The sequence below is a fragment of the Bacillus sp. 7884-1 genome, assembly GCF_002272245.1.
Lineage (GTDB): Bacteria > Bacillota > Bacilli > Bacillales > Cytobacillaceae > Neobacillus.
This window is the reverse complement of sequence record NZ_NPDD01000192.1, coordinates 1-22302: the sequence shown is the minus strand read 5'-3', so window position 1 is coordinate 22302 and position 22302 is coordinate 1. Positions and strand designations below refer to the sequence as shown.

Genomic DNA, 22302 nt, shown 5'->3' with positions numbered 1-22302 from the left:
TTTCACTCCTTCTTTTTAAGGATGGGTGAGTTTAATAGGATATCTTTCGGACAATATCACTAATCGTGAACTCACATTCTGTATTATTTACGACCTCTTGTAAGTCATAGGGCGGAAATAGTTCTGTTAGCAATAATCCCTCAGGAGTTACCCTGAAAACAGCTAATTCCGTAATGATCATATCAACGCAGGCTTTAGAGGTCAGTGGTAATGTGCAGGAAGTAACAACTTTCGGATTTCCCGCTTTATCACAATGATTCATCAATACAATCACTTTTCTTGCTTTTTGAGCAAGTTCCATCGCACCGCCCATTCCAGGGACTTTTTTTCCAGGAACAATCCAGTTGGCCAGATCTCCATGTTCACTAACCTGAAGCGAACCCAAAATCGTGATATCCACCCGTCCTTTGCGAATCATCCCAAAGGAAATAGCACTATCACAGTAAGAACCACCTTGGTTCAAGGTGACTGGAAAACCTCCAGCATTGCATAAATTCTCATCTTCCATTCCTTTATCTGGGCTAGGTCCCATACCCGTAATCCCATTTTCAGCATGGAACATCACCATCATGTCTTTTGGTAAATGATTAGGAACTAAGGATGGGATACCAATGCCCAGGTTAACAACCATTCCATTCGTGATTTCCTCTGCTGCTCTTCTTGCTATTTTGTTACGAAAGTCTACTCCCAAGCCCATTTCCAGTTCACTCCCTTCGAAGGGATAATGTGATCGACGAACACTCCAGGGGTAATAATTTCATCAGGATTGAGGCTTCCAAGTGGAACAATCTCCTCTACCTCTGCAATCGTGATATCCCCTGCCATTGCGACAAGAGGATTTGTATTTCGGGCACTTTTGTCATAAATTAAATTTCCATAGGGGTCTGCTTTTTTGGCATAAAGTATTGATACATCTGCGGTTAACGCTGTTTCAATTAAGTAGTCCTTTCCGTTGAGGAAAAAATGGGGCTTGTTTTTTGATACTAGATCATTATCCATTCCAATATCACTTAGAATCGCAGGAAGACCGACTCCTCCTGCACGAATCCTTTCTGCTAAAATTCCTTGCGGTGAAAACTCCACCTCTAGCTTTCCTTCATGCATGAGTTTTCCGGCAATGGGATTAGAACCAATATGAGAGGCAATTACCTTTATTGCCCTTTCCTGACTAACTAATTTTCCAATGCCGATGTGCGGAAACCCTGTATCATTCCCAATTAGAGTCAACCTTTCTATCCCTTTTTCAAGGATTCCATCAATCAGGGTTGGTGGAGACCCAACACCGCCAAAACCACCAAACATTAAGGTCATTCCGTTATAGAAAAGTTCCAAAACCTTTTCTAAGGTTGTAATTTTTCCAAATGGATTTTCCATTTAAACACCACCCGTTTTCAATTGCAGAGTAAAAGCATCAAAGGTTGCTTGCATGAGTGAAACCAATTCGTCTATTTCATTTTTGGTAATGGTTAATGGCGGCGCGATGATTATGGAATCACCGTTGACACCATCAATACCAGAACCTGCCGGATAAACAAGCAGCCCTTTTTCCTTAGCAAGGGAAATTATCTCTTTGGTAACGAGTGCCTCCCTAGGAAAAGGTGCTTTAGTGGTGACGTCCTCAACAAATTCAATTCCGAGCATTAAGCCTTTACCGCGAATGTCACCGATAAAGGAATATTGATTTTTTAAATGTAAGAGCATATTTTTTAAGTAATCTCCCTTGGATTCTACTTCGCTAACAACCTGATTTTTTTCCAAGTATTCTAGTACCGCTAGAGAAACGGCACAGGATTGCGGGTTGGCACTTAAGGTATGTCCGCTCATCACCACTTTTGTCCCCGCTAAAATGGGCTCAATGACCTTTTCACTTGCAAGCGCAGCCGCAATTGGAGCGTAGCCTGCCCCCATTCCTTTTCCTAAAGCCACAATATCAGGAATTACCCCATATTGCTCCATAGCAAGCATCGATCCTGTTCGCCCAAAACCAGTCATCACCTCATCTGCAATAAAAAGGATGTCATGGTCTTCACAGATTTTTTTGATTTTCTTAAAATATCCCTCTGGTGGTGCAATCGCTCCCCCCGCAGCACCGATGACAGGCTCTGCTATAAAGCCCGCAATATGATTGGCACCAATCCGTTTAATCGCAAGTTCTAATTCCTGAGCGCAAAGATAGCCACAGGATGGAGCTTCAAGGTTGTAGGGACAACGATAACAATATGGAGGATTAATGACTGGAAAATCCTCTAGAAGTGGAACAAATCGTGCTCTCCTGCCAGTATGACCGGACAAGGAAAGCGCACCTAACGTGATTCCATGGTAGCTGACCCACCTTGAAAGCACCTTCGTTTTCGTTTGTATGCCTTTCTCCTGCCAATATTGGATGGCCATTTTCATTGCGGTTTCTACCGCTTCGGAACCGCTATTAACAAAGAAGCACCAATTTAAATCAGCTGGTGTTAAAGCTGCGATCTTCTCTGCGAGTTTCTCAGCACTTTCACTCGTAAATTGCGAGCGATACACGAAAGAGACTTTTTTCGCCTGTTCCTGCATCGCTTCAATAATTTCAGATACCCCATGTCCAATGTTGGCTGTAACAGCGCCTGATGCACCATCAAGGTATTTTTTTCCATCCTTATCATACAAATAAATCCCTTTACCATAATCAATCATCGGTAAGGATTCATCGAGTAATGGTTTAATTAAATACGTACGTTCCACCGCCACACCACTTCCCCTTTTAGTTCATTGTATGAGCGAGGTTTTTAATACTTTCATCTTATATTTGTATATAGAAAAAAACAGATACGCCTTCGCATCTGTTTTAGTTAGTGAGTACTATTGACTTTTCTAAATTCTGATTTGTCAGTTGAAGCTCTTCCCTGATTTCAGCGTCGTATGGATGGTATTCCATTCCTTTTTCAAGGATATCCTTTGCCCCTAAATGTCTGCCTTGTTCATTGAATAGACGCCCTAACCGTAAATGGACGTCATGTTCATAAGGGTTTTCCTTGATAATCCTCATCATCATGTCTTCTGCTACACGTGTTTCTCCCATTTCACAATGACACAATGCAACCAAATAGCGGAGATGGGAATCCTCTGGGTCACTGTTTAATTGACGTTCAAACAGCGGCAGTGCTGAAAAATAATCTTCCTCATTCAAATAATTCATTCCTAACTGATAAGCAAGAGGTTCATCCCACTTTTTCTTCAGACCCTTTTGTAAAATTTTTATGGCATCCTCAGTTAGTTCAAAATCCTCATAAAGTTTAGCAAAATGACTTACTGCTGATAGATTATTTTTATCCAATCTAATCGCCATCTCATACAGCTCGATGATAGATCCAAAAAGGTAAATTTGCTTGGTGTGGTTTTTTAGCTTCGTGACAAAACGACCAAACGCATTCCCTTCACCTTCAACTTCATCATTCAAATTCATATCCAGAACGAATTGTTTTCCCGCCTCTGCGGCTAATAAAAACCTCGTGCTTTTACCTTCATCTTTCCCTCCAAGTTTTGTCAGGAAATTCGGGAGCCTTGACCATTTATTTGCAGCAGCACTGTAGATAATGAGTGTTCGATATAAATCCCCATTCTCAGGGTCATTATTTAAAAGCAATGTTAAGATAGACCGAGCCTTCTTCCACTTTTTTGCTTTAATAAAAATCTTAGCCTGATGATGAAGCAGTTCCGAAAAGTCTGGATTTAGTTGAAGAGCAGCATTTACCTTCTCTTGTTCAAGCTGCGTTTCACCTAGAGCACCATATACATAAGCTTCTGAATCAAGCCTCCAAATTTCATTTAACCCTTTAGGCAATGATTGAAGCGTAGCTAGTAATTGTCTCTGTTTGTCTTCATCTAAAATTGAAACTAAATATTCTATATTTACACTTACTGGAGCAAATTCCAGCAGGCGGAGGAGATATTCAGCTTCTTCCTCGTGATTTTCATTGAATGCTGCTATTTCAGCTAATCGCAAATAGGCAGGCTCAATGGCAGGGTCAATACTTATGCTCGTTTTATAAGCACTTGCTGCAGGCTCATACATTCCAAGCTTAAAGTATACTTCCCCCAATCGATAATAAGGAAAAGAATCTTCTCTTACCTGTATGGCAGTTTTATAACAATCCAAAGCAGGAGCGTATTGCTGTTGTTCCTCGAACAATGTTCCCTCATAGCATTTGATTTCTATCACACTAGAATTATCTGTAAACTTTTGTTTGAGAAAATCAATAGCTCGGATAATGAAAGGTGTCTCACCAGCTATTTTTACATAAAGCTCTAAAGCTTCATTGAAATTGGAGTGAATATGGTTGATTCCATTCTCTATTAACTCTAAGGATTCTTCTATTAACTGATTATTATCTTCTTCCATCGCCCATTCAGCCATCATACTTCCACTATTAATCAAGTATTCACTATCTTTATCAAATTTGGCTGCATGGGTTTTAAGAAATTCAACTGCCTTTTCCTTATTATCCTGCCTGCCTAGGATTCCTGCTAAACCAATATAGGCAAAACCTTCATCTGGAAATAAATCGATACATTCTTGATAACAGTCCCTACACTTTTCGATTTCCCCACGTTCATGATAGAAATCTCCGAGACGTACCAAAAGCTGGGCAGAAACAGCGGTATTTATGCCTGATTGTAATATTTCTTCTGCTTTTGCAGGCTCCTTCAACTCGTAATCATAGAGGTCGGCAGCTGCAATTACGGCAAAAGGAATATTGTCTTCCAAATTAATTGCCATTAAATAACCACGCAACGCCTTTCTTATTTTCCCCAGCTTCTGGTCAAGACGCGCTCGTTCATACCATGCATGACCATCCGTAGGTATTTCTCGAATTAGCTGATCATAAATCCCCCGAGCTTCATCGTACTTCTGCTTTTCAATTAATACTGCTGCATGATTGATTCGGACAAATCTTTCTTTCGGTGCAAGCTCCATACTAATAGAAGAGAAATACTCTGCCTTCTTAACATCATCCGAATAAAGATAGGCGAGCGCAAGATAGCTCCATGTATAGTATTGGTCCGGATCAAGCTGCAAGGAGTTCCGAAAGCAGCCAATTGCTTCTTCCATTTCATCAAAATAAAGGCTAATTCTTCCATTAAGAAAATGATAGAGCGGAGAGAAGGTTTTCCGTGCCGTATAGTTAAGCTGCTCCCTAGCCTGCTCCATTCTTTGGAGACGCATATAGGCTTGGGCCACATGTAGATTCATAAAGTCATTATTTGGATAAGACTCTAACATTTTTTCAGCACATTGAACGATGAAATCACTATATTCCTCAAAAGAAAAATGCTTTACCACATAAATTGGTGTGTAAGCGACATCGATAACAGCCTTTAAGAATTCTAAAAAAGTCTCTTTGTACTTTTCTTCATCCTCCTCCAGCTTTTCGCCTAAATCATGCAATCTGCGGAAATAATCATCCTCTTCTTTTGTTAAAAAGGAAAGTTCTTGGGCTCTTTCCTTTGGAACGCAAACGATGGACATATAACTCGTTGATGCATTTGCCTTTTCCAGATCATCTGCAGCTAAATACATCGTTTCCAATAGGTTAGGTTCTTGTATATGATAAAAATCAAACATACTGTCATATCCTGTCATCACTTGTACATGGGAAGAATGCTCAAAATCAACACTTAACAGAATTGGAATATTCCTTTTCAATAATTCTTGATAAAGCTCTTTCTTGCCTACAAAATATCGACATTCATATCCGTTTTCTTCAAGATAGTCAACAGTCGTCGACAGCTTCGAACCAGTAAAATCAAAAATATGAGTGGCAATTTCATCCTGGGTAATGTCTTTTCCAAAAAAGGTCAGAATCATCTCTAAGCTTGCTGGAACACAATAATTGCTTTTTTGAATAATGGGCTTGATAGTAAGTTTTATTAATTCACCCTGTTCATTTTTTACAGTAAAAAGGGATTTCTCCCCCTTCTCTTCGTTCCTTAAGAGATCAAATTCTCCTAATTGGTAGTAGGCCGTTTTTGTTAAATGGCGAAAATACTTTTGATAGGCATGCTCAGCTATTCTTTCATTCAATTCCTGTATCAAATCAAGCATTTCTGTCATTTTACCGAGATCACGGTAACGTCTTATTTTTTCTAAAGTGAAAGAAGGTGTTTCAGGGTAGAGTTTCTCCCCTTGTTCGATAAGCGCTAACGCCTCTTCAATTTGTCCATTTGATGCTTTTAAATCGGCCAGCAGCAAATAACAAATCCTTCCTTTTTCAGAATCGTTTAGGCCTTGTTGAAAGTACTTCTCTGCTGTCTCCCTATTCCCGGTTTGCATAAATACGTAACCAATCTTGTCATGTAGAGGGCGGGAAGATTCCTTCACTTTTTCCACGAGCAATTCTGCTTGTTTAAATAGCTTCATTTCTAACAAACAACGAATCTTGCAAAAATAAAGCCGTTCGACTTCTTCACCATCCTGATTGTCCTCTTGGTTTTCAGCAATTGCGGCAGAAATAAGCTCATCTGCTTCTAACAGCTTTCCATTATCAATAAGCTCCTCACAATACCAAGAAAGTGTTAAAACGCAAGGGAAACGGCGGTAAGCGTAACGAGCTATAAAAGAACTATATTGATACATCAAAAAATGGTCTGTCAACCGAATCAATACCTGAAATTCTTCTGCAGACTTTATTCTGTTTAGCTCTTGTTTTAATTCAGAGTAGCCCAGCGATTTTAACACATGTATCTCTTGATTTATGATATCTAAAGCTTGATAGTATTCTTTCTGGTCATATAAGGATTTCAACTTTGTGATCATATCCATAGTCCCCCAGGCATCCTTTGTCCTAATAACACTAGCATATATAAAAATGTCAGAAAATTCTAGTGGGAAAACTATCTTTTACTTTTAAGAGCGGTTAATATAAAATAACACATAGATTTACATAAGGAAGGATCAAATGAATATTTCGAGAAAACGATTCTCTAAAAAGAAAGAATTATCAACAATTCAATTAATCGTTATTTTTTACTTATCTGCTTTAATCATTTCAACATTTCTTTTAAAAATACCATTGGCACATCATGAAAATGCATCCATTAGTTTTATTGATGCCTTATTTACATCAGCTAGTGCTGTAAGTGTAACAGGTTTGAGTGTAATCTCCTTAAAAGATACCTTTAATAATTTCGGAATATTTCTTTTGTGTATCATTCTCCAATTAGGCGGATTAGGGGTAATGTCTCTTAGTACCTTCCTATGGATAATGATTGGAAAAAAAGTAGGATTAAGGGAACGCCAACTGATCATGGTAGATCAAAATCAATCCAGCTTATCTGGTTTAGTGCAGCTGGCAAAGAGGGTTTTTATTACCATTATTTCAGTTGAAATTATCGGCGGGATTATTTTAGGATTACGGTTCTTGAATTACTTTGACAGCCCCTTTTCAGCTTTTAAACATGGATTTTTCGGCTCCATTAGTGCCACGACAAATGCAGGATTTGATATTACCGGGGGTTCATTAATCCCTTTTAGTAATGACTACTTTGTTCAAACGGTCATCATTTTATTGATGATTATCGGAGCAATTGGTTTCCCGGTTATTGTTGAGGTTTATGAATACTTCTTAAGTTTGAAGAGTAAAAGAAGGTATCATTTCACTTTATTTACTAAATTAACTACTGTAACGTTTGTCATCCTAACCATTGTTGGTGGCATTATGATTTACTTACTAGATAGTTATCATTTCTTTGCTGATAAATCTTGGCATGAAACGTTTTTCTATTCCTTATTCAATTCTGCCACCACCAAAAGTGCAGGGTTGGCAACGATGGATTTGAATGATTTCACACCAAGTAATCAACTCTTTATGTCGTTATTAATGTTTATCGGCGGTTCACCGAGCAGTGCCAGCGGTGGAATCCGGACGACAACGTTTGCGATTGTTTTGCTCGCGATTTTCTTTTATGCACGTGGAAAAGGTTCCATTAAAGTATTTAGACGAGAATTGAATAATGAGGATGTGCTTAAATCCTTTATCGTAATCTCCACAGCAGCCATGCTCTGTTTAGCCTCGATATTAATCCTCTCTATTACGGAAAAGGGTACCTTGATCCAAGTAATCTTTGAAGTTACATCAGCGTTTGGAACGAATGGATTGTCTATGGGCTTAACACCCATGCTAACAACATTTGGGAAAATCCTGATAATCTTATTAATGTTTATCGGACGATTGGGGATTGTAACCTGCTTACTGATTCTAAGAGGCAAAGATACAAGCCAGGAGAAAATTCATTATCCGAAAGAAAAAGTTACGATTGGTTGAAAAAACAGGGAGAATTTCCCTGTTTTTTGTATAGTTTTTATGGAATCAGAGGCATCGCAGATATATCTATTTATCGCGGATATGTAGCTATATCAAAAAAACAAACCCGCTAATTTTAGCGAGTTTAGGCCATGACTACTTCTTTTTCACGCTCAGTTGTTGCTTTTTTGATGATATCTCTTGCAATCCAGACGCCGCATGCGCTTGCTTGGGCTAGACCGCGGGTAATTCCTGCGCCATCTCCGCCGACATACAAACCGCTGATCTCTGATTCAAAACGGTCATTGAGCTTTGGTCGTGCAGAGTAGAATTTCGCTTCCACTCCGTAGAATAATGTGTGCTCTGAAGCTAATCCTGGTGTAATTTGATTTAACGCCTCGGTCATCTCAATTAAACTCTTAAGTGTATTATACGGTAGTACCAGTCCAAGATCCCCTGGAACCGCCTCTTTAAGGGTAGGCTCGATGAATCCCTCTTTAATTCTTCTATCCGTTGAACGACGACCTTTTAAGATATCTCCATACTTTTGGACAATTAAGCCGCCATTTGAAAGGGCGTTTGCAAGGCGTGATACTTCATGCGCGTATTCGGTCGGCTTATCGAAAGGTTCTGAAAATGTATGAGATACAAGCAAGGCAAAGTTGGTATTTGGACTTCCAAGCTTCGGATCCTTATAGGCATGGCCATTTGCAAGCATGATACCAGAGTGATTTTCAACGACAACATGTCCGGATGGATTGCTGCAAAACGTCCGTACTCGTGTTCCAACGGATGTATTGAAAATAAATTTCCCTTCGTACAAATTGTCATTGATTTCTTTCATAACAATGTCAGACGTCTCTACACGAACGCCGATATCTACTTGATTACTAGTCATTTTCAGGCGACGTGACTTAAGAATCTCAGTCAGCCATTTCGAACCATCACGACCTGGAGTAATAACGACCTTATCTGCATAAATGTCCTTATTACCTTTCAGCTTGATTCCTTTTACAACATACCCATCAGGAGTTCTTTCAGTAATTAAATCCTGGACTTCTGTTTTATATGACATTTCAATTTTATCATTTAAGTATTCAAAGATACTTTTCATAATTTTTAAATTTTGTTCGGTTCCAAGGTGACGAACCTGTGCACGTAATAGTTTTAAACCTGCTGCATAGCCGCGGCGCTCGATATCCTTAACTTTATCTGTAAGTGGATCGGTAATACTTTCTGTTGCACCATGACTCAAATTTATAGAATCAACATATTTAATCAAATCGACAACTTGAGAATCTGGAAGATAATCCGTCATCCAACCCCCAAATTCGCTCGTGATATTAAACTTTCCATCTGAGTATGCGCCTGCACCACCGAAGCCTGCAGTGATTGAACACGCTGGTAAACATCCTGCAAACTCTTTCTTGCCCGCTGCTGGAGGACATTTCTCAATTTTATTTTCTAGAATTGGACAATTTCTCCGATAAATATCATGCCCCTTATCCACCAACAGCACCTTTGCGTTCGGCATTTTCAGTGTAAGTTCATAGCAGGTAAAAATCCCCGCTGGGCCTGCACCCACTACTATAACATCATATCTATTTTCCATTGTCCAAACCTCCAAGACGTATGTATTTACTTAACCCTTGGTAAATATATCAGAGATTAATCTCCCCGTCAACAACAAAAACGAACTATAAATAAAAATAACTAACCATTGTTCGTGTTTAGCTTGTTTTTAGAAAATAACAAAAAAACTCAGGCTTTTCACCTGAGTCTTTTAGTGGTTAGCACCAGCTAGCGCCGATGATGATTAATAGAATAAACAACACCACGATTAATACGAAAGTGCCATATCCATAACCACATCCACCTACAGCTGGTGCTGTATAACCAAATCCACAACAATCTTGACCACCAAATCCATGTCCATACATACCTATTCACTCCTTAAGGTTTTTATCTGTTAACACTCTTACTTTATGTAATAGGTACTTGACCTGTCTGTGCATTCGCCTATATTATGAGAATCAATGATAAAATTGTAGGTGATAAAATGAAAACTCTCTTGAAGAGCTTTGTTAACGGTATTTTGACCATTGTTCCCATTATTCTTGTAATCTTTGTTATTTACAAAACGTTTCTGTTCCTCGATGGACTGCTCGGAAACACATTAAGACCTTATTTAAAGGATGATTATATTCCTGGGATTGGATTGCTGACGACGATTGTTTTAATTACGTTGTTAGGCTGGCTATCTACAAAATTTGTTACCGGAAGCATTATCAGGCTCATTGATAAATGGCTTGAAAAGATTCCTGTTGTAAAAACGATCTATTCCGTAATAAAAGATACGGTTCAATCCTTTTTGGGCGAGAAAAAGTCTTTTTCAAAAGTGGCGCTTGTTGTCATTCCTGGTACGGAAATGAGAAGTATGGGGTTTATTACTGCTGAACAGTTGGAGGATTTTTATAGTCCGCTTAAGGACCATGTAGCTGTTTATGTTCCACAAACCTTTCAAGTTGCCGGATTTACTTTCTTAATACCAAAGGAGCAAGTCGAAATTATCGATGTTAAACCCGAGGATGCAATGAAATTTATTCTTTCAGGTGGAATGACCTCCACTTCTAAAGCAAAAGGAAAATAAGAAAAGCCGCGAAATCGCGGCCTTATTAATTCTCGTCAAATAACTTCTTATAAGCTCCGTATCCTTGCTCATCTAATTCCTCTTTGGGAATAAAACGTAAGGCTGCAGAGTTAATACAATAGCGCAATCCATTTGGACCCGGTCCGTCATCAAAGACATGACCTAAATGGGAATCTGCTGATTTGCTTCTAACTTCTGTACGGACCATAAAATGGCTGTAATCCTCTTTTTCAATTACTTCTTCCTCAACAATTGGCTTGGTAAAACTCGGCCATCCGCACCCTGCATCAAACTTATCAAGCGAGCTAAATAGTGGTTTTCCAGAAACGAGATCTACATAAATTCCGTCTCTTGTTTCATTCCAATATTCATTTCGAAAAGGAGGTTCTGTTCCGTTGTTTTGCGTTACCTCATACTGTATCGGTGATAATTCTTTCTTTAACTGTTCTTTATTTTTCATTTTTCTCCCTCCAATGTGCCTGGATAAATCCAGCTCTCCCTGATCCTACGTGGTAACTTTCATAATGAGCTTTATTTTTCTTATAGTAATGCTGATGGTACTCTTCCGCTGGATAGAAGGTTTTTGCTGGTAAAATCGGTGTTACTACCGGTTTTGTAAACCGTCTGCTATCCTGTAAAACTTGCTTTGACTGTTCAGCAAGCTCTTTTTGTTTTTCATTATGATAAAAAATCGCTGTTTGATAGGACAGACCCCTGTCGTAAAATTGACCGCCAGGATCGGTCGGGTCGATTTGCTGCCAATATAATTCAAGCAGACTTTCATATGGAAAAATTTCTGGATTAAAAGTAATTTGAACAGCTTCATAATGCCCTGTTGACTCCGAACATACCTGTTGATATGTAGGGTTCTCGACGTGTCCGCCGGTATATCCAGAGATAACACTAATAATTCCCGGCTGCTCATCAAACGGCTTCACCATACACCAAAAACAGCCGCCTGCGAACGTAGCCAGTTGTTTACTTTCTTCCATGATACCCACCCCTTTGGAATTAATTTGCCTTGATAATGAGTATACCGAAACTCTTTGTAGAAATACAATTTGCTGATTAAATCAATAGAAAATTTCCTTATTTTAATAAAATCCTAACAACACGCACAAAAGCCGAACCAATCTCCAGGTTCGGCCGCAATCTTCTACTTAATTTTCTTTTTTTGTCGCGTTTGTTTTGTGATGTTCTTCCACTTTTTCTGTTCTTCTGTTTGCGCCCGTTTGTCGGCTTTTCTTTCGATATAGGCGAGTTCTTTTTGCAGCTTGTTGTAGCTGGTTAAGCGTCCGGAATCCATCGTACCTTCTTCAATGGCCTCCAAAACCGCACAGCCCGGCTCATCCTTATGCTTACAATCCCTGAATCGGCACATTTCACCTAACTCATTAATATCAGAGAACGTTTCAGTTAAACCATCTGCACTTTCCCAAAGCTGTATTTCTCGCATTCCTGGAGTGTCGATCAAGACACTGCCATTTGGCAATAATACCATTTCGCGGTGCGTGGTGGTGTGGCGGCCCTTGTCATCCCCTTCACGAATCTCCTTGACTGCCTGCTTATCAGATCCCAATAACAAATTTGTTAAGGTTGACTTTCCTACCCCCGATGAACCCAATAATGCAATGGTTTTTCCAGGCTGTAAGTAAGGTTCAAGCTCTTCAATTCCAATCTTCATTTCAGCACTAATTGCTATCACTGGTACTCCGCCAAAAGCGATGGCTTCAACTTCTGAAAGCTTCTCTTCAATATTTTCACATAAATCTGCCTTACTTAAGACAATAACTGGATTTGCACCGCTTTCCCATGTGAGCAGCAGATAGCGTTCAATTCTTCTTAAGTTAAGGTCGTCATTCAGTGAGTTTACAAGAAAAACCGTATCCACATTCGCCGCAACAATTTGTTCTTCAGCCGTTCTCCCTGCCGATTTACGAGAAAACTTGCTGAACCGCGGCATTACCGAATAAATTGTACCTTTACCTTCTTCCAACCGGGGCTTCAGCATGACCCAATCCCCGACCGCAGGATAATCGTCACGATTGATCGCATCAAAGTTAAATTTTCCAGAAACCTCGCAAAGTAGTTCTCCATGCTCCGTCCATACACGATACATATGCTTATGTTCTAGAGCAACACGACCGATAATCATCTCTTCACTTTGTTTTTGCGCTAAAAAATCGTTATTTATTTTTTCAGTTAATCCAATATTGGTTAAATTCATCCATATTCCTCCAAAAATTCGCATAATAAAAAACCATAGGCAACACAGCCCATGGTTTTATTCGCAAAAGGAATAATGGGAATAGATTCCCCTAAATGGTGAATCTGCGGGCTGTGCAAAGGATATTGAAACTAACGGCAATTAACGTATTTTCATTTAACATTACACTTCACCCGCCTTCCGACTTATTTGTAATAAGTATATGTTAACTTTATCCATTTGTAAACAAAAAATCAGAATATAGACACCCACCTAAACATGCTTGAATAAATTAATTTGTAAAGAACGAAAGAAAGGAGCGAAGGGTATGTCTGGAAATAGAAATCATTCTGATTATCTTCAACGAGCTGCAATGTATGATTTGTTGGCTCACAATTATAAATACTCTAATCCAAACCTACACATGCAATACTATTTGAAACACCTAAAATATATGAATAAAGCGATGACGGAACGTAATATCCAACAATCTCAAACTGAAGGCAGGGTCCGGTTCCTTCATACTTCACCTGATGCCCCCGAGGTTGACATTTATATCAATGGTCAAATGAAAGTGAAACGCCTTCCTTTTAGAGTGGCTAGCAATTATCTGCCATTGAAGCCTGGAAAGTATCACATTGACATTTACCCAACCGGAAACTCGGTAGATAGTATACTCAATAAAAAGATTACCGTTGAACCTGATAAATCGTATACAATGGCAATCATTGACCCGGTTAAAAAAATGCGCCTGCTTCCATACCTTAATCAACCGCAAGTGCCAATGAATGAATCAAAAATACGTTTTCTGCATTTGTCACCGGATACAGGAGCTTTAGATATTGCTGTGAAAGACCGGGATGTAGTCTTTCCGAATATCGCATACAAACAGACTACAGACTATCTAGGTATTATGCCGATGACTGTGGATTTAGAGGTTAGAGAGGCTGGAACGAAAAACATCATCCTGCCAATGCCAAAAGCACAGTTTCGTCCAAATGAAACCTATACGATTGTATTAATTGGTCTTTCAAACGAAGAGCCTAAATTACAAGCGATGATTTTGAAGGATTAAAAAATTAGGTGACTCACGTATGTGAGCCACCTTATTCAACGGGTACAACTATGGTAAAAGCAATATCATCTTTTACTAGATCAAACTTATTTGCCTTTATTTTTACATCGCTCTTTAACTTTAATTGCTCCATGTGTACATGAATCATTTTATCATTTGGCTGAATTTCGACCCCTTTAGGGAGTTTATAATTGTCTTTTATAAATTTCAGCACATAGGATACAGGCAACGGCAAACTGCCAACCGAAATTGACTTCTGCTTTAGGACTAAATCGCCATTATCTAATGCCTCTGGAACAAAGGTAAGTTTTAAATCTACTTCTTGACTAAAGAATTTTAATGTCCCGTATAATTCCACTTCATCCTGAAGTTGGATACTGTAATCTATCGGTGAATCTGCCGCTTCCTTTTTAATATACTGGTTTACTAACACATTTAAATCAGCCTTATTCGACTTGACTTGAAAAGAAACACTCTTGTCGTCTGGGACACTTTGAATTTTTCCTTTCTTATCGGCAGGAACCATGATTAAAGATATAAGAATGATAACAATAAAAAGATTTAACCCTAATATAAGAAAGAATCCCGTTTTCCATTTATTTTTCATAGAAAGCCCTAATTCTCCTCTTTACTGACCATATACGCCTTCTTTACGAGATCAGGTAATGTCCGTTCTTCTAAGGTATCATTTAACCGCTCGGCAATCAATTCATACCCTTTATTATTCGGATGAAAGTTATCTGTATGCAATAGACTCTCTGTTGGGTTCTGAAATATATCTTCGATTCCTACAAAATAAGCATTCTGATAATTAGAAACGACACTTTGGCTGGCAACATTCCAATCTGAAACAATCTGGTCGAGCTCTTTTATTTCAGAAAACCATTGAGAAAATGGATTGTAAACCCCAACCAAAACAATATAGGCATCGGGATTTGCTCGTATTATCATATTCATGATTTGGTATAAATTATTAATATATACTTCTTTTTCCTTATCAAAAACGGATAGTTGGAGATTTGAGATATTATCCTTTACTACCTTCATAATGTCATTGCCGCCAATGGTCAATATCACTAAATCAGCAGTAGAAAGTTTGTCTGTTATCTCATCTGTTTGCAGCCTTTTTAATAATTGCGAGGTACGATTACCTTTTACACCGAAGTTATAAAAATCAACTTCCTTAATTCCCTTTTCTTCCTCGAGCAAAGTTCTTAAGTAAGGCAGGTATCCTCCAGTTTTTGTAGTATCGCCAATACCTTCTGTTAAGGAATCACCAGCGGAAATAATGCTTATCTCCTTTGGGACAAAATCGGCAGGAACCTCTTCATAAACAACAGCCGAAGCACTCCGTTCTTTATGCAATTCCCAGCGATCAGATTGACTGCAAGAACTTAAGAAAAAAGTCGAAAGAATGAGAAGGATGAAAATTTTTTCCATTTTCTTCACCACCCTCTTACTAATGATATTATAACATGACGTAAATAATTCAAAACATGCTAGTACTAAATCCTATGACTCATCAAAAAAATAGACCTAGGAAAAGGTCTATTGCAATGCTTTTATATCACTAATCATTTCATCATACGGGACTTCTTTGTACCCATCGTAAATTTTCTTAACCTTTTCATCTGGTCCCACTAAGAAAAAGTATGTCTGGTGAATAACCTGGTCACCTTCCTGTGGTTTTTTCACTAAAGTTTTGAATGTTTCTCTCGCATAGGTCTCAATAAATTCTTGTGAATAGCCTGTTAAAAAAGTCCAATTATCATCCTTCAGCCCGAAGTTCTGCGCATACTCTGTTAGTTTTTCGGGTGTATCAACAGTAGGGTCGACACTAAATGAAACAAACTCAACATTTTCCAACTTTTTATCTTCGACCATCTTTTGCAGCTTGGTCATATTAGCCGTCATTGGCGGACAAACATCTGCACAATTGGTGAAAATAAAGTCTGCCACCCATATTTTTCCGTCCAAATTCTTTTTTTCAAAAGCTTTATTCTCTTGTGTCACAGCCGTAAAATCTTTCACCGGATAATCCAGTGGATTCTGAATCCCTTTTTGACCACATGCAGATAGTAGTAATGCACAAATTATTAATAAAAAAATGTATAAACGATGCTTCATATAAAATCCCCCGTAACCTTTATTCTTTATGTGATTAGTTTAACAAAGATTCGGGCAAGAGGAAAGAAAAGCGTTTGTTAGTCAATGACCCCTGTTTTTACAATGGTATTATTTACGCGCACCTCAAATTTTACATCCTTATACAGCTCTCTCCATTCCTGTTTAGATAGTGGTTTTTTTCGTGAATTAGCCATATATTCATTCCCTATTCCCACAGGGTCAACCTGTATCTTTTTGAAATATTCAAGAAGCTGTTTGATTTGCTTTTCCATTTCTTTGTTTACTTTTTTTTCAATAAACTTGATGTTCTTAGTAGTGGTTAAATCTAGTGGCTCTGTTGCTTCAAGTAACCGAGAATCTAAGGTAACATCCACTCTAAAAAGAAGTTTTTCTTTGTCAATCAATTTAATTTTCGATTGGCTTCGAATATTATCAATACTGATAAATAACTTATCGTATACTTCCCTATTTTTTCGGCCTTGAGTCTTAATAATTTTTTCAAAAAGTGAACGTTTAAATCCCAGCTCATGAGTCCCAGATCTATATTTATCATTAAGTATTTTCGCATAAAAGAGCTTGTCACTTTGCAATTCAGCTACCATACGATCGTCTCTAAAGAGTGCAATTCCATAAATGGACACGCCATCACCTTTAAGTTTTAATATTGGCAGTACGGGGTCCTTCCCATGGTCCTGTAAATTATGATTAAATTCATGCAGAGTAGGCGAAGTAAGCTGTTCACTTTCAACATTTTGTTTGATTAAATTATATAAATAAGTCCCTAGGTTAACCTTAATTTTACTCTCATCTATATTCACAATCGAAAATGCATCTTTGTCTGCAACTGTTAAATAAACCATATTCCCAATGGTAGAGTCACGATTTAGGGCATCAACGAGCTGTGAAAGTCCTCTTTTCGCTAGCTCTTTACTATAAATCACACAACGAAGCTGTCCAGTGACGAGCTTTTGGTCGATTTCAAGATTCTGCTCTTGTCTTAATGCCTTGCTAGTATGTGATTTAACGCTGATGACCTTTGTCAAATTCTCAGCTAGCGGATCAAACTTATGAACTACCACTGTTCCTTTAATTTCATTTTCTTTTTCTAAATCATAACCCTGAGCTGTTATAAGTCCCAATTTTTCCAATTGCTTTGTTTCTACACAACTACACAAGGTCAAGACACATGCAATATTCACCATGATTATTCTCCATTTATGACGCCTTTGCATGACTATTTCTCCTCTTAGACCACCATTTTTTCACAAGGACAATAATAGATAGAACAACTGGATAGCATATCACAGCATAAAACCCTGATTTTGCGACCAAATCTGTTACCATATTCATTTGATATCTTGCTTGGAAGAAGAAGGTTGCCCCAAAAGCTACGATTGCAATAACCCATACTCCCGTTTTCTGTTTTCTCTTTAGAACTCTCGCAAACCCTTTTGATGATGCCCACAAATAGATACACATGTTAGGTAAAATAATTAACATCCAAAAAGATACAGCGATAAATTCAAATCGCTCTAGATTGGGAAGACGGACAATTTTAAACATGGATAGTACGGGCCAAATCGTGGCTTTTAAGCTATCTCCGGCAAAAAATACAATCGAAATAAGTGTCACAAAAGCAAAGAGGATGGTGGTAAAAATATTGGCTATTTGAACATACTTCATGCTTTTTTTCTTTTCCTTAATATAGGGATAAAGAAACATGATCAATTCAAAACCCATCATGGAAAGGGTGGTACTTTGCACTCCTTTAAGGATTGCCCCAAAACCAACATTCATAATGGGAAACAAATGATTGAAATCAGCATACCGTAACGGAACAAATGCAACCAAAAGGATCCACATTGTCCCTACTACGGATAGAAACGCAACTCCGACAATAATTCTTACTCCACCATATACAGCATACACAGTTAACAAGATGAGAACGAGAGCAAGCTGCCAGGTTGCTAAGTTAGGAAAAATCCATACTTGCACAATTTCGATATAATTCATAAAAATAATAAAAAAACTACTAATCATGTAAAGCATGTAAATGATGCTAAGTGAATTCCCTACCCATTTTCCAAATACATCAACATGGATACCATACAAATCAGCACTATCGTATTGCTTGAGCATCATAATCATAAACCATAGAACAACAGAAGTAAGCGCCCCCGCTATTAATACGGAAATCCATGCGTCATGTTTTGCGCTTAAATACACAATTCTCGGTAGTCCTACAATTCCTACACCAGTCTGCACACCATGTATGACAAAAAATAAAAGATAAGCGCTAAAAAGTATTCCTTCCTTTGGATGTAAATTCACATTCATTTTTAACCGCTCCTATTCATCTACATCCTTTTTCTGCTTTGCTTTTTTTGCTGAATATCTCTCTTTATCATCAGGTTGGTTTGTTACTGGACGGTAGGAAAGAAATTGACTCGGAAATCGAAATATACTATACCCCAAATCCTTCAAGTTCAAAGGATAGACTGGTGCAAGATAGGGCCTGCCTAATGTGTCCAATTTCAAAAGATGAATGATGAAAAAGCAAAATGCGACCATAATCCCAATCCCCCCCCAAAAGCCAGCCAATAAAATGATGGGAAAGCGAATAATCCTGATGGCTGTACCCATCAAATAACTAGGAGTTGTAAAAGAGCCAAGTGCACTTAATGCAATAATAATGATCAAAATATTACTTGTAAATCCTGCTTCTACTGCCGCTTGTCCGATAACGATACCGCCTACGATACCCATCGTCTGACCAACCTTTGTTGGCAGCCTGGCTCCAGCCTCTCGTAATAATTCAATAACAAATTCAAGAAGAAAGGCTTCAAAGACGGGTGGAAAAGGTACATTCGACCTTGATTGGCCTAATGACACAAGTAATGGTGATGGAATGACTTCATAATGATACGTCAGAACAGCTACATAGGCTGGTGTCAAAAGGACGGATAAAAAGGTGGCTGTTAAGCGCAGAATCCGTAAGAAAAGTCCCATATTCCAACGCATATAGACATCTTCAGTTGACTCAAAAAAGGTAAAAAAGGGTGTTGGTCCATAAATGGCATCAGGACTTCGGTCCATTAAGACGGCAACTCTTCCAGACATTAGCGCAAGTGTAATCCGGTCTGGAAGCTCGGTTGTCATCAATTGCGGGAAAATAGACCAGCTGTTTCCTTCAATCAACTGACCCAGCACTGTGGTCCCTTGCACATGATCAATTTCTAGTTGACTCACTCTTTGCCTGAATGTGTTAATATTTTCTTCTTCTGCAATGCCCTTTATATAAACGAGTTTAGCACTCGTTTTTGACCTGGTTCCAATTGCTAAATCTTCCATACATAAATTAGGATCTTTTATATTGTTCCTTATTATGTTGACATTCCCGATGAGTGATTCAGTAAAAGCAATTTTCGGACCAAAGACAAGTGATTCCGTTTCTGCATGTGATAAACTTCTTTCGACCGTATTACTCAAATTGGCTAGCAAACCGAATGGTTCGCCTTCCGAATAAATGTATGTTTTCCCTTCGATTAAGGCCTTAACAATTTCATTTAATTGATTAGCCCCTGATAAATCTGTTATCGGAAGTATTTGTGCGAGCTCTTCAACACTCCAGCCTGATTCTGTACTCTCTTGAATTGGCTTTAGAATGTAATCATCCACACCCGTTTTATCGATCAAGCTGCTCACAAAACAAATTACTATTTTTTTATCTTTTCTTTTTAACGTTCGAAACAATAAGTCTGAACAAGCTACAAGCTCTTTTTTCAATTGTTCCTTTAATTCATCAATTATTAAGCTATGTGCCTTTTCGCCTTCGGGCGTTTTCTTTGCTGACATCCATTTAAACATTGGCAGCACCTTTGAAAAATCATTTTTTTATAGCTTTACCAAATATTCTAATTTTACCCAAAATCAAATTTGCAAAGATGGGGCAATAGACTTAATGCAATAAGGTTTATTGAAGAAGGAAGTTATGGTATCATGAATGAGTATTCACTCAATAAAATGGAATATTTTGATAAATGATATAGAGGTGTGAAGTGATGAGGCGAATTGGTCCAATAATGATTATTGAAGGAGCTAATAATAGTAAAGTTCCGTTTTCAAGAAGCTTGTATATTGATAGTAAAGATAAGGTACTTATTGATACCGGTGCAGACCCAGCGGAGCTCCGTGCTTTAGATGGAGAATATGGAGTGGAATTGGTTGTGAACACACATTACCATCCTGATCATACTTTGCATAACCATTTGTTTCGGGATACAGAAAAATGGATAAATCCACTGGAGTTTGAAACCATTCAGTCAATCGAAGGAATAGCAAGAGGGAACGGAGTCTACCAGGAATGGGGTCCTGAAGGTGTAGAAGCATTGCGAAAGCACATGCCAAAGGAATGGGTTCAAAACCTCGGAGAAATTTCCGGAACGTATCAATACGATGAAGAATACAGCTTTAGTGGTGTGAAGGTAAACTTTCTACATACACCCGGCCACACAAAAGGATATACCTCTCCCTATTTTTCGGAGTTAGGAGTCGTCTATGTCGGGGATTTTGATATGACCTCCTTTGGACCGTGGTACTTTGGAACGGATGGGGATATTGATGAATTTATTGCATCTAGTAAAGTACTGTTAGAGTTGGATGCAGAAACCTACATCACCGGCCATCAAAAAGGGGTTTTCACGAAACAGGAATTTATAGAAGCTATGGACAAATATATTGGGATAATTGATCAACGTGACGAATTGATTGAGAAGTATGTGCGTCAGGGATTGAATTTCGAAGAGTTAACAAATATCGGTATCTTCTATCCGAAAAAAATGCTGGATGCGTTGATTCTAAAGACGTGGGAGCGGAGCGGGATTCGCAAGCATTTGCAGCGACTTGGGTTTTCAGTTCATGGATCTGAGATACAATTGGTCAACAAATAAGGATGGTGCGACTGCACCATCCACATTTTATTCATAGTAATACATGATAGCAATCGTACCCGGTCCTGTATGGGTACTGATTGTTGGACCGGTGTGATCAACAGAAATATCGGTGTAGCCTGTTAATTCAATGATAGAGTCTTTTAATTTTGTAGCCAACTCGAGTGCTTCTGCATGAACAATGCCCACACGTTTGACAGCCTTTCCTTTTAAATCCTCTACAAATTGTTTGGTGAGCCATTTAACCACTTGAGAATGGCTGCGGACCTTTGCAACCGGATTGTATTCTGCACCTTCTAATGAAGCAATCGGCTTAATATTAAGTAAGGAACCAATAAATGCCTTCCCTTTCCCAATCCGTCCACCTTTCACCATGTTTTCTAAAGTATCTATCATAATATATAGCTTCGAGTTTTGGCGGATAGAATCTAGACGGTTGAGGATCTCCTCTATACTTTTACCCTGCTTTGCCATTTCAGCACCTTCTCGAACCTGAAACTGGAGTGCAATCGATATAAACTCAGAGTCAACTACCGTTACCTTAGTTTTGGTCATTTGCGCAGCACTTTCAGCAGAACGAACCGTCCCGCTCATTTTACCTGTCATATGTATAGAGATTACCTCATAGCCTTCTTCCCCAAGTTGGTCATACACTTCAAGGAAGGTTCCAGCGGAAGGCTGCGAACTTTTCGGTAAATCCTTTAAGCCCTTCATCGTTTCCATAAATTCAGCAGGTTGAATTTCTACACGGTCTAAATAGGTTTCACCATTTATCGTTACGGATAGTGGCACAACCACTACACCTAGTTGTTCAGCCTGTTCTATTGTCATATCCATCGTTGAATCCGTGACAATCTTAATCTTGCTCATTTACTCACATCCCTAGGATTACTCCATTGTATTATACATGTTCCCTTTTCTATAAGATATAAATTCCCCTATTTTCATGAAATAAATGTGAACAAAAAAGCGGAGGCGCCTCGTTCAGGGGCGACAGGCATAAGACAAGCCGGCGA

The 22302-nt window shown here is 38.6% G+C and carries 20 protein-coding genes; 4 read left to right on the top strand and 16 right to left on the bottom strand.

The features are described from left to right. Positions 1-31: 31 nt before the first annotated feature. From CHI06_RS21165 to CHI06_RS21150, 4 genes are all read right to left on the bottom strand, one after another. A complete protein-coding gene (locus CHI06_RS21165) occupies positions 32-697 on the bottom strand; it encodes a 3-oxoacid CoA-transferase subunit B (protein WP_095250571.1) in 666 nt (221 codons plus the stop codon). Beyond that, positions 682-1374, bottom strand: a complete 693-nt coding sequence (locus CHI06_RS21160; RefSeq protein WP_095250570.1) for a CoA transferase subunit A — start codon at positions 1372-1374, stop codon at positions 682-684. Before CHI06_RS21160 ends, CHI06_RS21165 begins: the two co-directional genes overlap by 16 nt. Then, positions 1375-2721 carry an aspartate aminotransferase family protein gene (locus tag CHI06_RS21155; protein ID WP_095250596.1) on the bottom strand — a complete coding sequence of 449 codons (1347 nt, stop codon included), beginning with the start codon at positions 2719-2721 and terminating at the stop codon, positions 1375-1377. It abuts the gene before it with no gap. A gap of 103 nt (positions 2722-2824) precedes the next feature. After that, positions 2825-6793 (bottom strand): tetratricopeptide repeat protein, encoded by a 3969-nt coding sequence (locus CHI06_RS21150; protein ID WP_179292726.1) that lies wholly within the window; start codon positions 6791-6793, stop codon positions 2825-2827. 142 nt (positions 6794-6935) lie between these two features. On the opposite strand from CHI06_RS21150, the gene CHI06_RS21145 reads away from it, so the two are divergent. Beyond that, positions 6936-8300, top strand: coding sequence for a TrkH family potassium uptake protein (locus CHI06_RS21145; RefSeq protein ID WP_095250568.1), 1365 nt, complete (start codon positions 6936-6938; stop codon positions 8298-8300). Positions 8301-8424: 124 nt separating this feature from the next. On the opposite strand, the gene CHI06_RS21140 is transcribed toward CHI06_RS21145, so the two are convergent. Both CHI06_RS21140 and CHI06_RS21135 read right to left on the bottom strand, forming a co-directional pair. After that, positions 8425-9891 carry an NAD(P)/FAD-dependent oxidoreductase gene (locus CHI06_RS21140; RefSeq protein ID WP_095250567.1) on the bottom strand — a complete coding sequence of 489 codons (1467 nt, stop codon included), beginning with the start codon at positions 9889-9891 and terminating at the stop codon, positions 8425-8427. Positions 9892-10069: 178 nt separating this feature from the next. After that, a complete protein-coding gene (locus CHI06_RS21135; protein WP_095250566.1) occupies positions 10070-10219 on the bottom strand; it encodes a YjcZ family sporulation protein in 150 nt (49 codons plus the stop codon). A gap of 119 nt (positions 10220-10338) precedes the next feature. Between CHI06_RS21135 and CHI06_RS21130 the strand changes: the two genes are divergently transcribed. Further along, a complete protein-coding gene (locus CHI06_RS21130; protein WP_095250565.1) occupies positions 10339-10929 on the top strand; it encodes a DUF502 domain-containing protein in 591 nt (196 codons plus the stop codon). A 25-nt stretch (positions 10930-10954) separates the two neighbouring features. Here CHI06_RS21130 and msrB read toward each other — a convergent pair whose 3' ends face one another. From msrB to rsgA, 3 genes are all read right to left on the bottom strand, one after another. After that, the gene (gene msrB, locus CHI06_RS21125) at positions 10955-11389 is read right to left on the bottom strand and encodes a peptide-methionine (R)-S-oxide reductase MsrB (RefSeq protein ID WP_095250564.1); all 435 of its coding nucleotides are present in this window, start codon (positions 11387-11389) and stop codon (positions 10955-10957) included. Next, positions 11379-11921, bottom strand: a complete 543-nt coding sequence (gene msrA / locus CHI06_RS21120; protein WP_095250563.1) for a peptide-methionine (S)-S-oxide reductase MsrA — start codon at positions 11919-11921, stop codon at positions 11379-11381. Before msrA ends, msrB begins: the two co-directional genes overlap by 11 nt. Before the next feature lie 164 nt (positions 11922-12085). Next, positions 12086-13156: a ribosome small subunit-dependent GTPase A gene (gene rsgA, locus CHI06_RS21115; protein ID WP_095250562.1), complete on the bottom strand. Its 1071-nt coding sequence runs from the start codon at positions 13154-13156 to the stop codon at positions 12086-12088. Positions 13157-13463: 307 nt separating this feature from the next. Here rsgA and CHI06_RS21110 point away from each other — a divergent pair, with 307 nt between their 5' ends. Further along, entirely contained in the window at positions 13464-14210 is a 747-nt protein-coding gene (locus CHI06_RS21110; protein ID WP_095250561.1) for a DUF4397 domain-containing protein, read from the top strand. Between the two features lie 31 nt (positions 14211-14241). Here the strand turns inward: CHI06_RS21110 and CHI06_RS21105 are convergent, their stop codons facing one another. The 6 genes from CHI06_RS21105 to CHI06_RS21080 all read right to left on the bottom strand — a co-directional run bounded on the left by CHI06_RS21105 (position 14242) and on the right by CHI06_RS21080 (position 20204). Continuing rightward, the gene (locus tag CHI06_RS21105) at positions 14242-14817 is read right to left on the bottom strand and encodes a YpmS family protein (RefSeq protein WP_095250560.1); all 576 of its coding nucleotides are present in this window, start codon (positions 14815-14817) and stop codon (positions 14242-14244) included. 8 nt (positions 14818-14825) lie between these two features. Continuing rightward, entirely contained in the window at positions 14826-15650 is an 825-nt protein-coding gene (locus CHI06_RS21100) for an SGNH/GDSL hydrolase family protein (protein WP_095250559.1), read from the bottom strand. A 108-nt stretch (positions 15651-15758) separates the two neighbouring features. Next, on the bottom strand, positions 15759-16337 hold the full coding sequence (gene lptM, locus CHI06_RS21095) for an LPS translocon maturation chaperone LptM (RefSeq protein WP_095250558.1): 579 nt from the start codon (positions 16335-16337) through the stop codon (positions 15759-15761). 77 nt (positions 16338-16414) lie between these two features. After that, positions 16415-17569, bottom strand: a complete 1155-nt coding sequence (locus tag CHI06_RS21090; protein ID WP_095250557.1) for a Ger(x)C family spore germination protein — start codon at positions 17567-17569, stop codon at positions 16415-16417. Beyond that, entirely contained in the window at positions 17553-18674 is a 1122-nt protein-coding gene (locus CHI06_RS21085) for a GerAB/ArcD/ProY family transporter (RefSeq protein WP_095250556.1), read from the bottom strand. The genes CHI06_RS21090 and CHI06_RS21085 overlap by 17 nt, the downstream gene beginning before the upstream one ends. Before the next feature lie 12 nt (positions 18675-18686). Further along, a complete protein-coding gene (locus tag CHI06_RS21080; RefSeq protein WP_095250555.1) occupies positions 18687-20204 on the bottom strand; it encodes a spore germination protein in 1518 nt (505 codons plus the stop codon). Positions 20205-20398: 194 nt separating this feature from the next. Here CHI06_RS21080 and CHI06_RS21075 point away from each other — a divergent pair, with 194 nt between their 5' ends. Next, the gene (locus CHI06_RS21075; protein ID WP_095250554.1) at positions 20399-21286 is read left to right on the top strand and encodes an MBL fold metallo-hydrolase; all 888 of its coding nucleotides are present in this window, start codon (positions 20399-20401) and stop codon (positions 21284-21286) included. Between the two features lie 27 nt (positions 21287-21313). Here CHI06_RS21075 and CHI06_RS21070 read toward each other — a convergent pair whose 3' ends face one another. Then, the gene (locus CHI06_RS21070; RefSeq protein ID WP_095250553.1) at positions 21314-22156 is read right to left on the bottom strand and encodes a DegV family protein; all 843 of its coding nucleotides are present in this window, start codon (positions 22154-22156) and stop codon (positions 21314-21316) included. Positions 22157-22302 lie beyond the last annotated feature (146 nt).

What these genes read in the sequence shown, in the direction of transcription:
- CHI06_RS21085 (WP_095250556.1), bottom strand. Translation starts at nt 18,674, where the DNA reads ATGAATGTGAATTTACATCCAAAGGAAGGAATACTTTTTAGCGCTTAT.
- CHI06_RS21105 (WP_095250560.1), bottom strand. Translation starts at nt 14,817, where the DNA reads ATGAAAAATAAATGGAAAACGGGATTCTTTCTTATATTAGGGTTAAAT.
- CHI06_RS21140 (WP_095250567.1), bottom strand. Translation starts at nt 9,891, where the DNA reads ATGGAAAATAGATATGATGTTATAGTAGTGGGTGCAGGCCCAGCGGGG.
- CHI06_RS21130 (WP_095250565.1), top strand. Translation starts at nt 10,339, where the DNA reads ATGAAAACTCTCTTGAAGAGCTTTGTTAACGGTATTTTGACCATTGTT.
- CHI06_RS21145 (WP_095250568.1), top strand. Translation starts at nt 6,936, where the DNA reads ATGAATATTTCGAGAAAACGATTCTCTAAAAAGAAAGAATTATCAACA.
- CHI06_RS21135 (WP_095250566.1), bottom strand. Translation starts at nt 10,219, where the DNA reads ATGTATGGACATGGATTTGGTGGTCAAGATTGTTGTGGATTTGGTTAT.
- CHI06_RS21160 (WP_095250570.1), bottom strand. Translation starts at nt 1,374, where the DNA reads ATGGAAAATCCATTTGGAAAAATTACAACCTTAGAAAAGGTTTTGGAA.
- CHI06_RS21070 (WP_095250553.1), bottom strand. Translation starts at nt 22,156, where the DNA reads ATGAGCAAGATTAAGATTGTCACGGATTCAACGATGGATATGACAATA.
- CHI06_RS21080 (WP_095250555.1), bottom strand. Translation starts at nt 20,204, where the DNA reads ATGTTTAAATGGATGTCAGCAAAGAAAACGCCCGAAGGCGAAAAGGCA.
- CHI06_RS21075 (WP_095250554.1), top strand. Translation starts at nt 20,399, where the DNA reads ATGAGGCGAATTGGTCCAATAATGATTATTGAAGGAGCTAATAATAGT.
- lptM (WP_095250558.1), bottom strand. Translation starts at nt 16,337, where the DNA reads ATGAAGCATCGTTTATACATTTTTTTATTAATAATTTGTGCATTACTA.
- CHI06_RS21090 (WP_095250557.1), bottom strand. Translation starts at nt 17,569, where the DNA reads ATGCAAAGGCGTCATAAATGGAGAATAATCATGGTGAATATTGCATGT.
- CHI06_RS21165 (WP_095250571.1), bottom strand. Translation starts at nt 697, where the DNA reads ATGGGCTTGGGAGTAGACTTTCGTAACAAAATAGCAAGAAGAGCAGCA.
- msrA (WP_095250563.1), bottom strand. Translation starts at nt 11,921, where the DNA reads ATGGAAGAAAGTAAACAACTGGCTACGTTCGCAGGCGGCTGTTTTTGG.
- CHI06_RS21150 (WP_179292726.1), bottom strand. Translation starts at nt 6,793, where the DNA reads ATGATCACAAAGTTGAAATCCTTATATGACCAGAAAGAATACTATCAA.
- msrB (WP_095250564.1), bottom strand. Translation starts at nt 11,389, where the DNA reads ATGAAAAATAAAGAACAGTTAAAGAAAGAATTATCACCGATACAGTAT.
- rsgA (WP_095250562.1), bottom strand. Translation starts at nt 13,156, where the DNA reads ATGAATTTAACCAATATTGGATTAACTGAAAAAATAAATAACGATTTT.
- CHI06_RS21110 (WP_095250561.1), top strand. Translation starts at nt 13,464, where the DNA reads ATGTCTGGAAATAGAAATCATTCTGATTATCTTCAACGAGCTGCAATG.
- CHI06_RS21100 (WP_095250559.1), bottom strand. Translation starts at nt 15,650, where the DNA reads ATGGAAAAAATTTTCATCCTTCTCATTCTTTCGACTTTTTTCTTAAGT.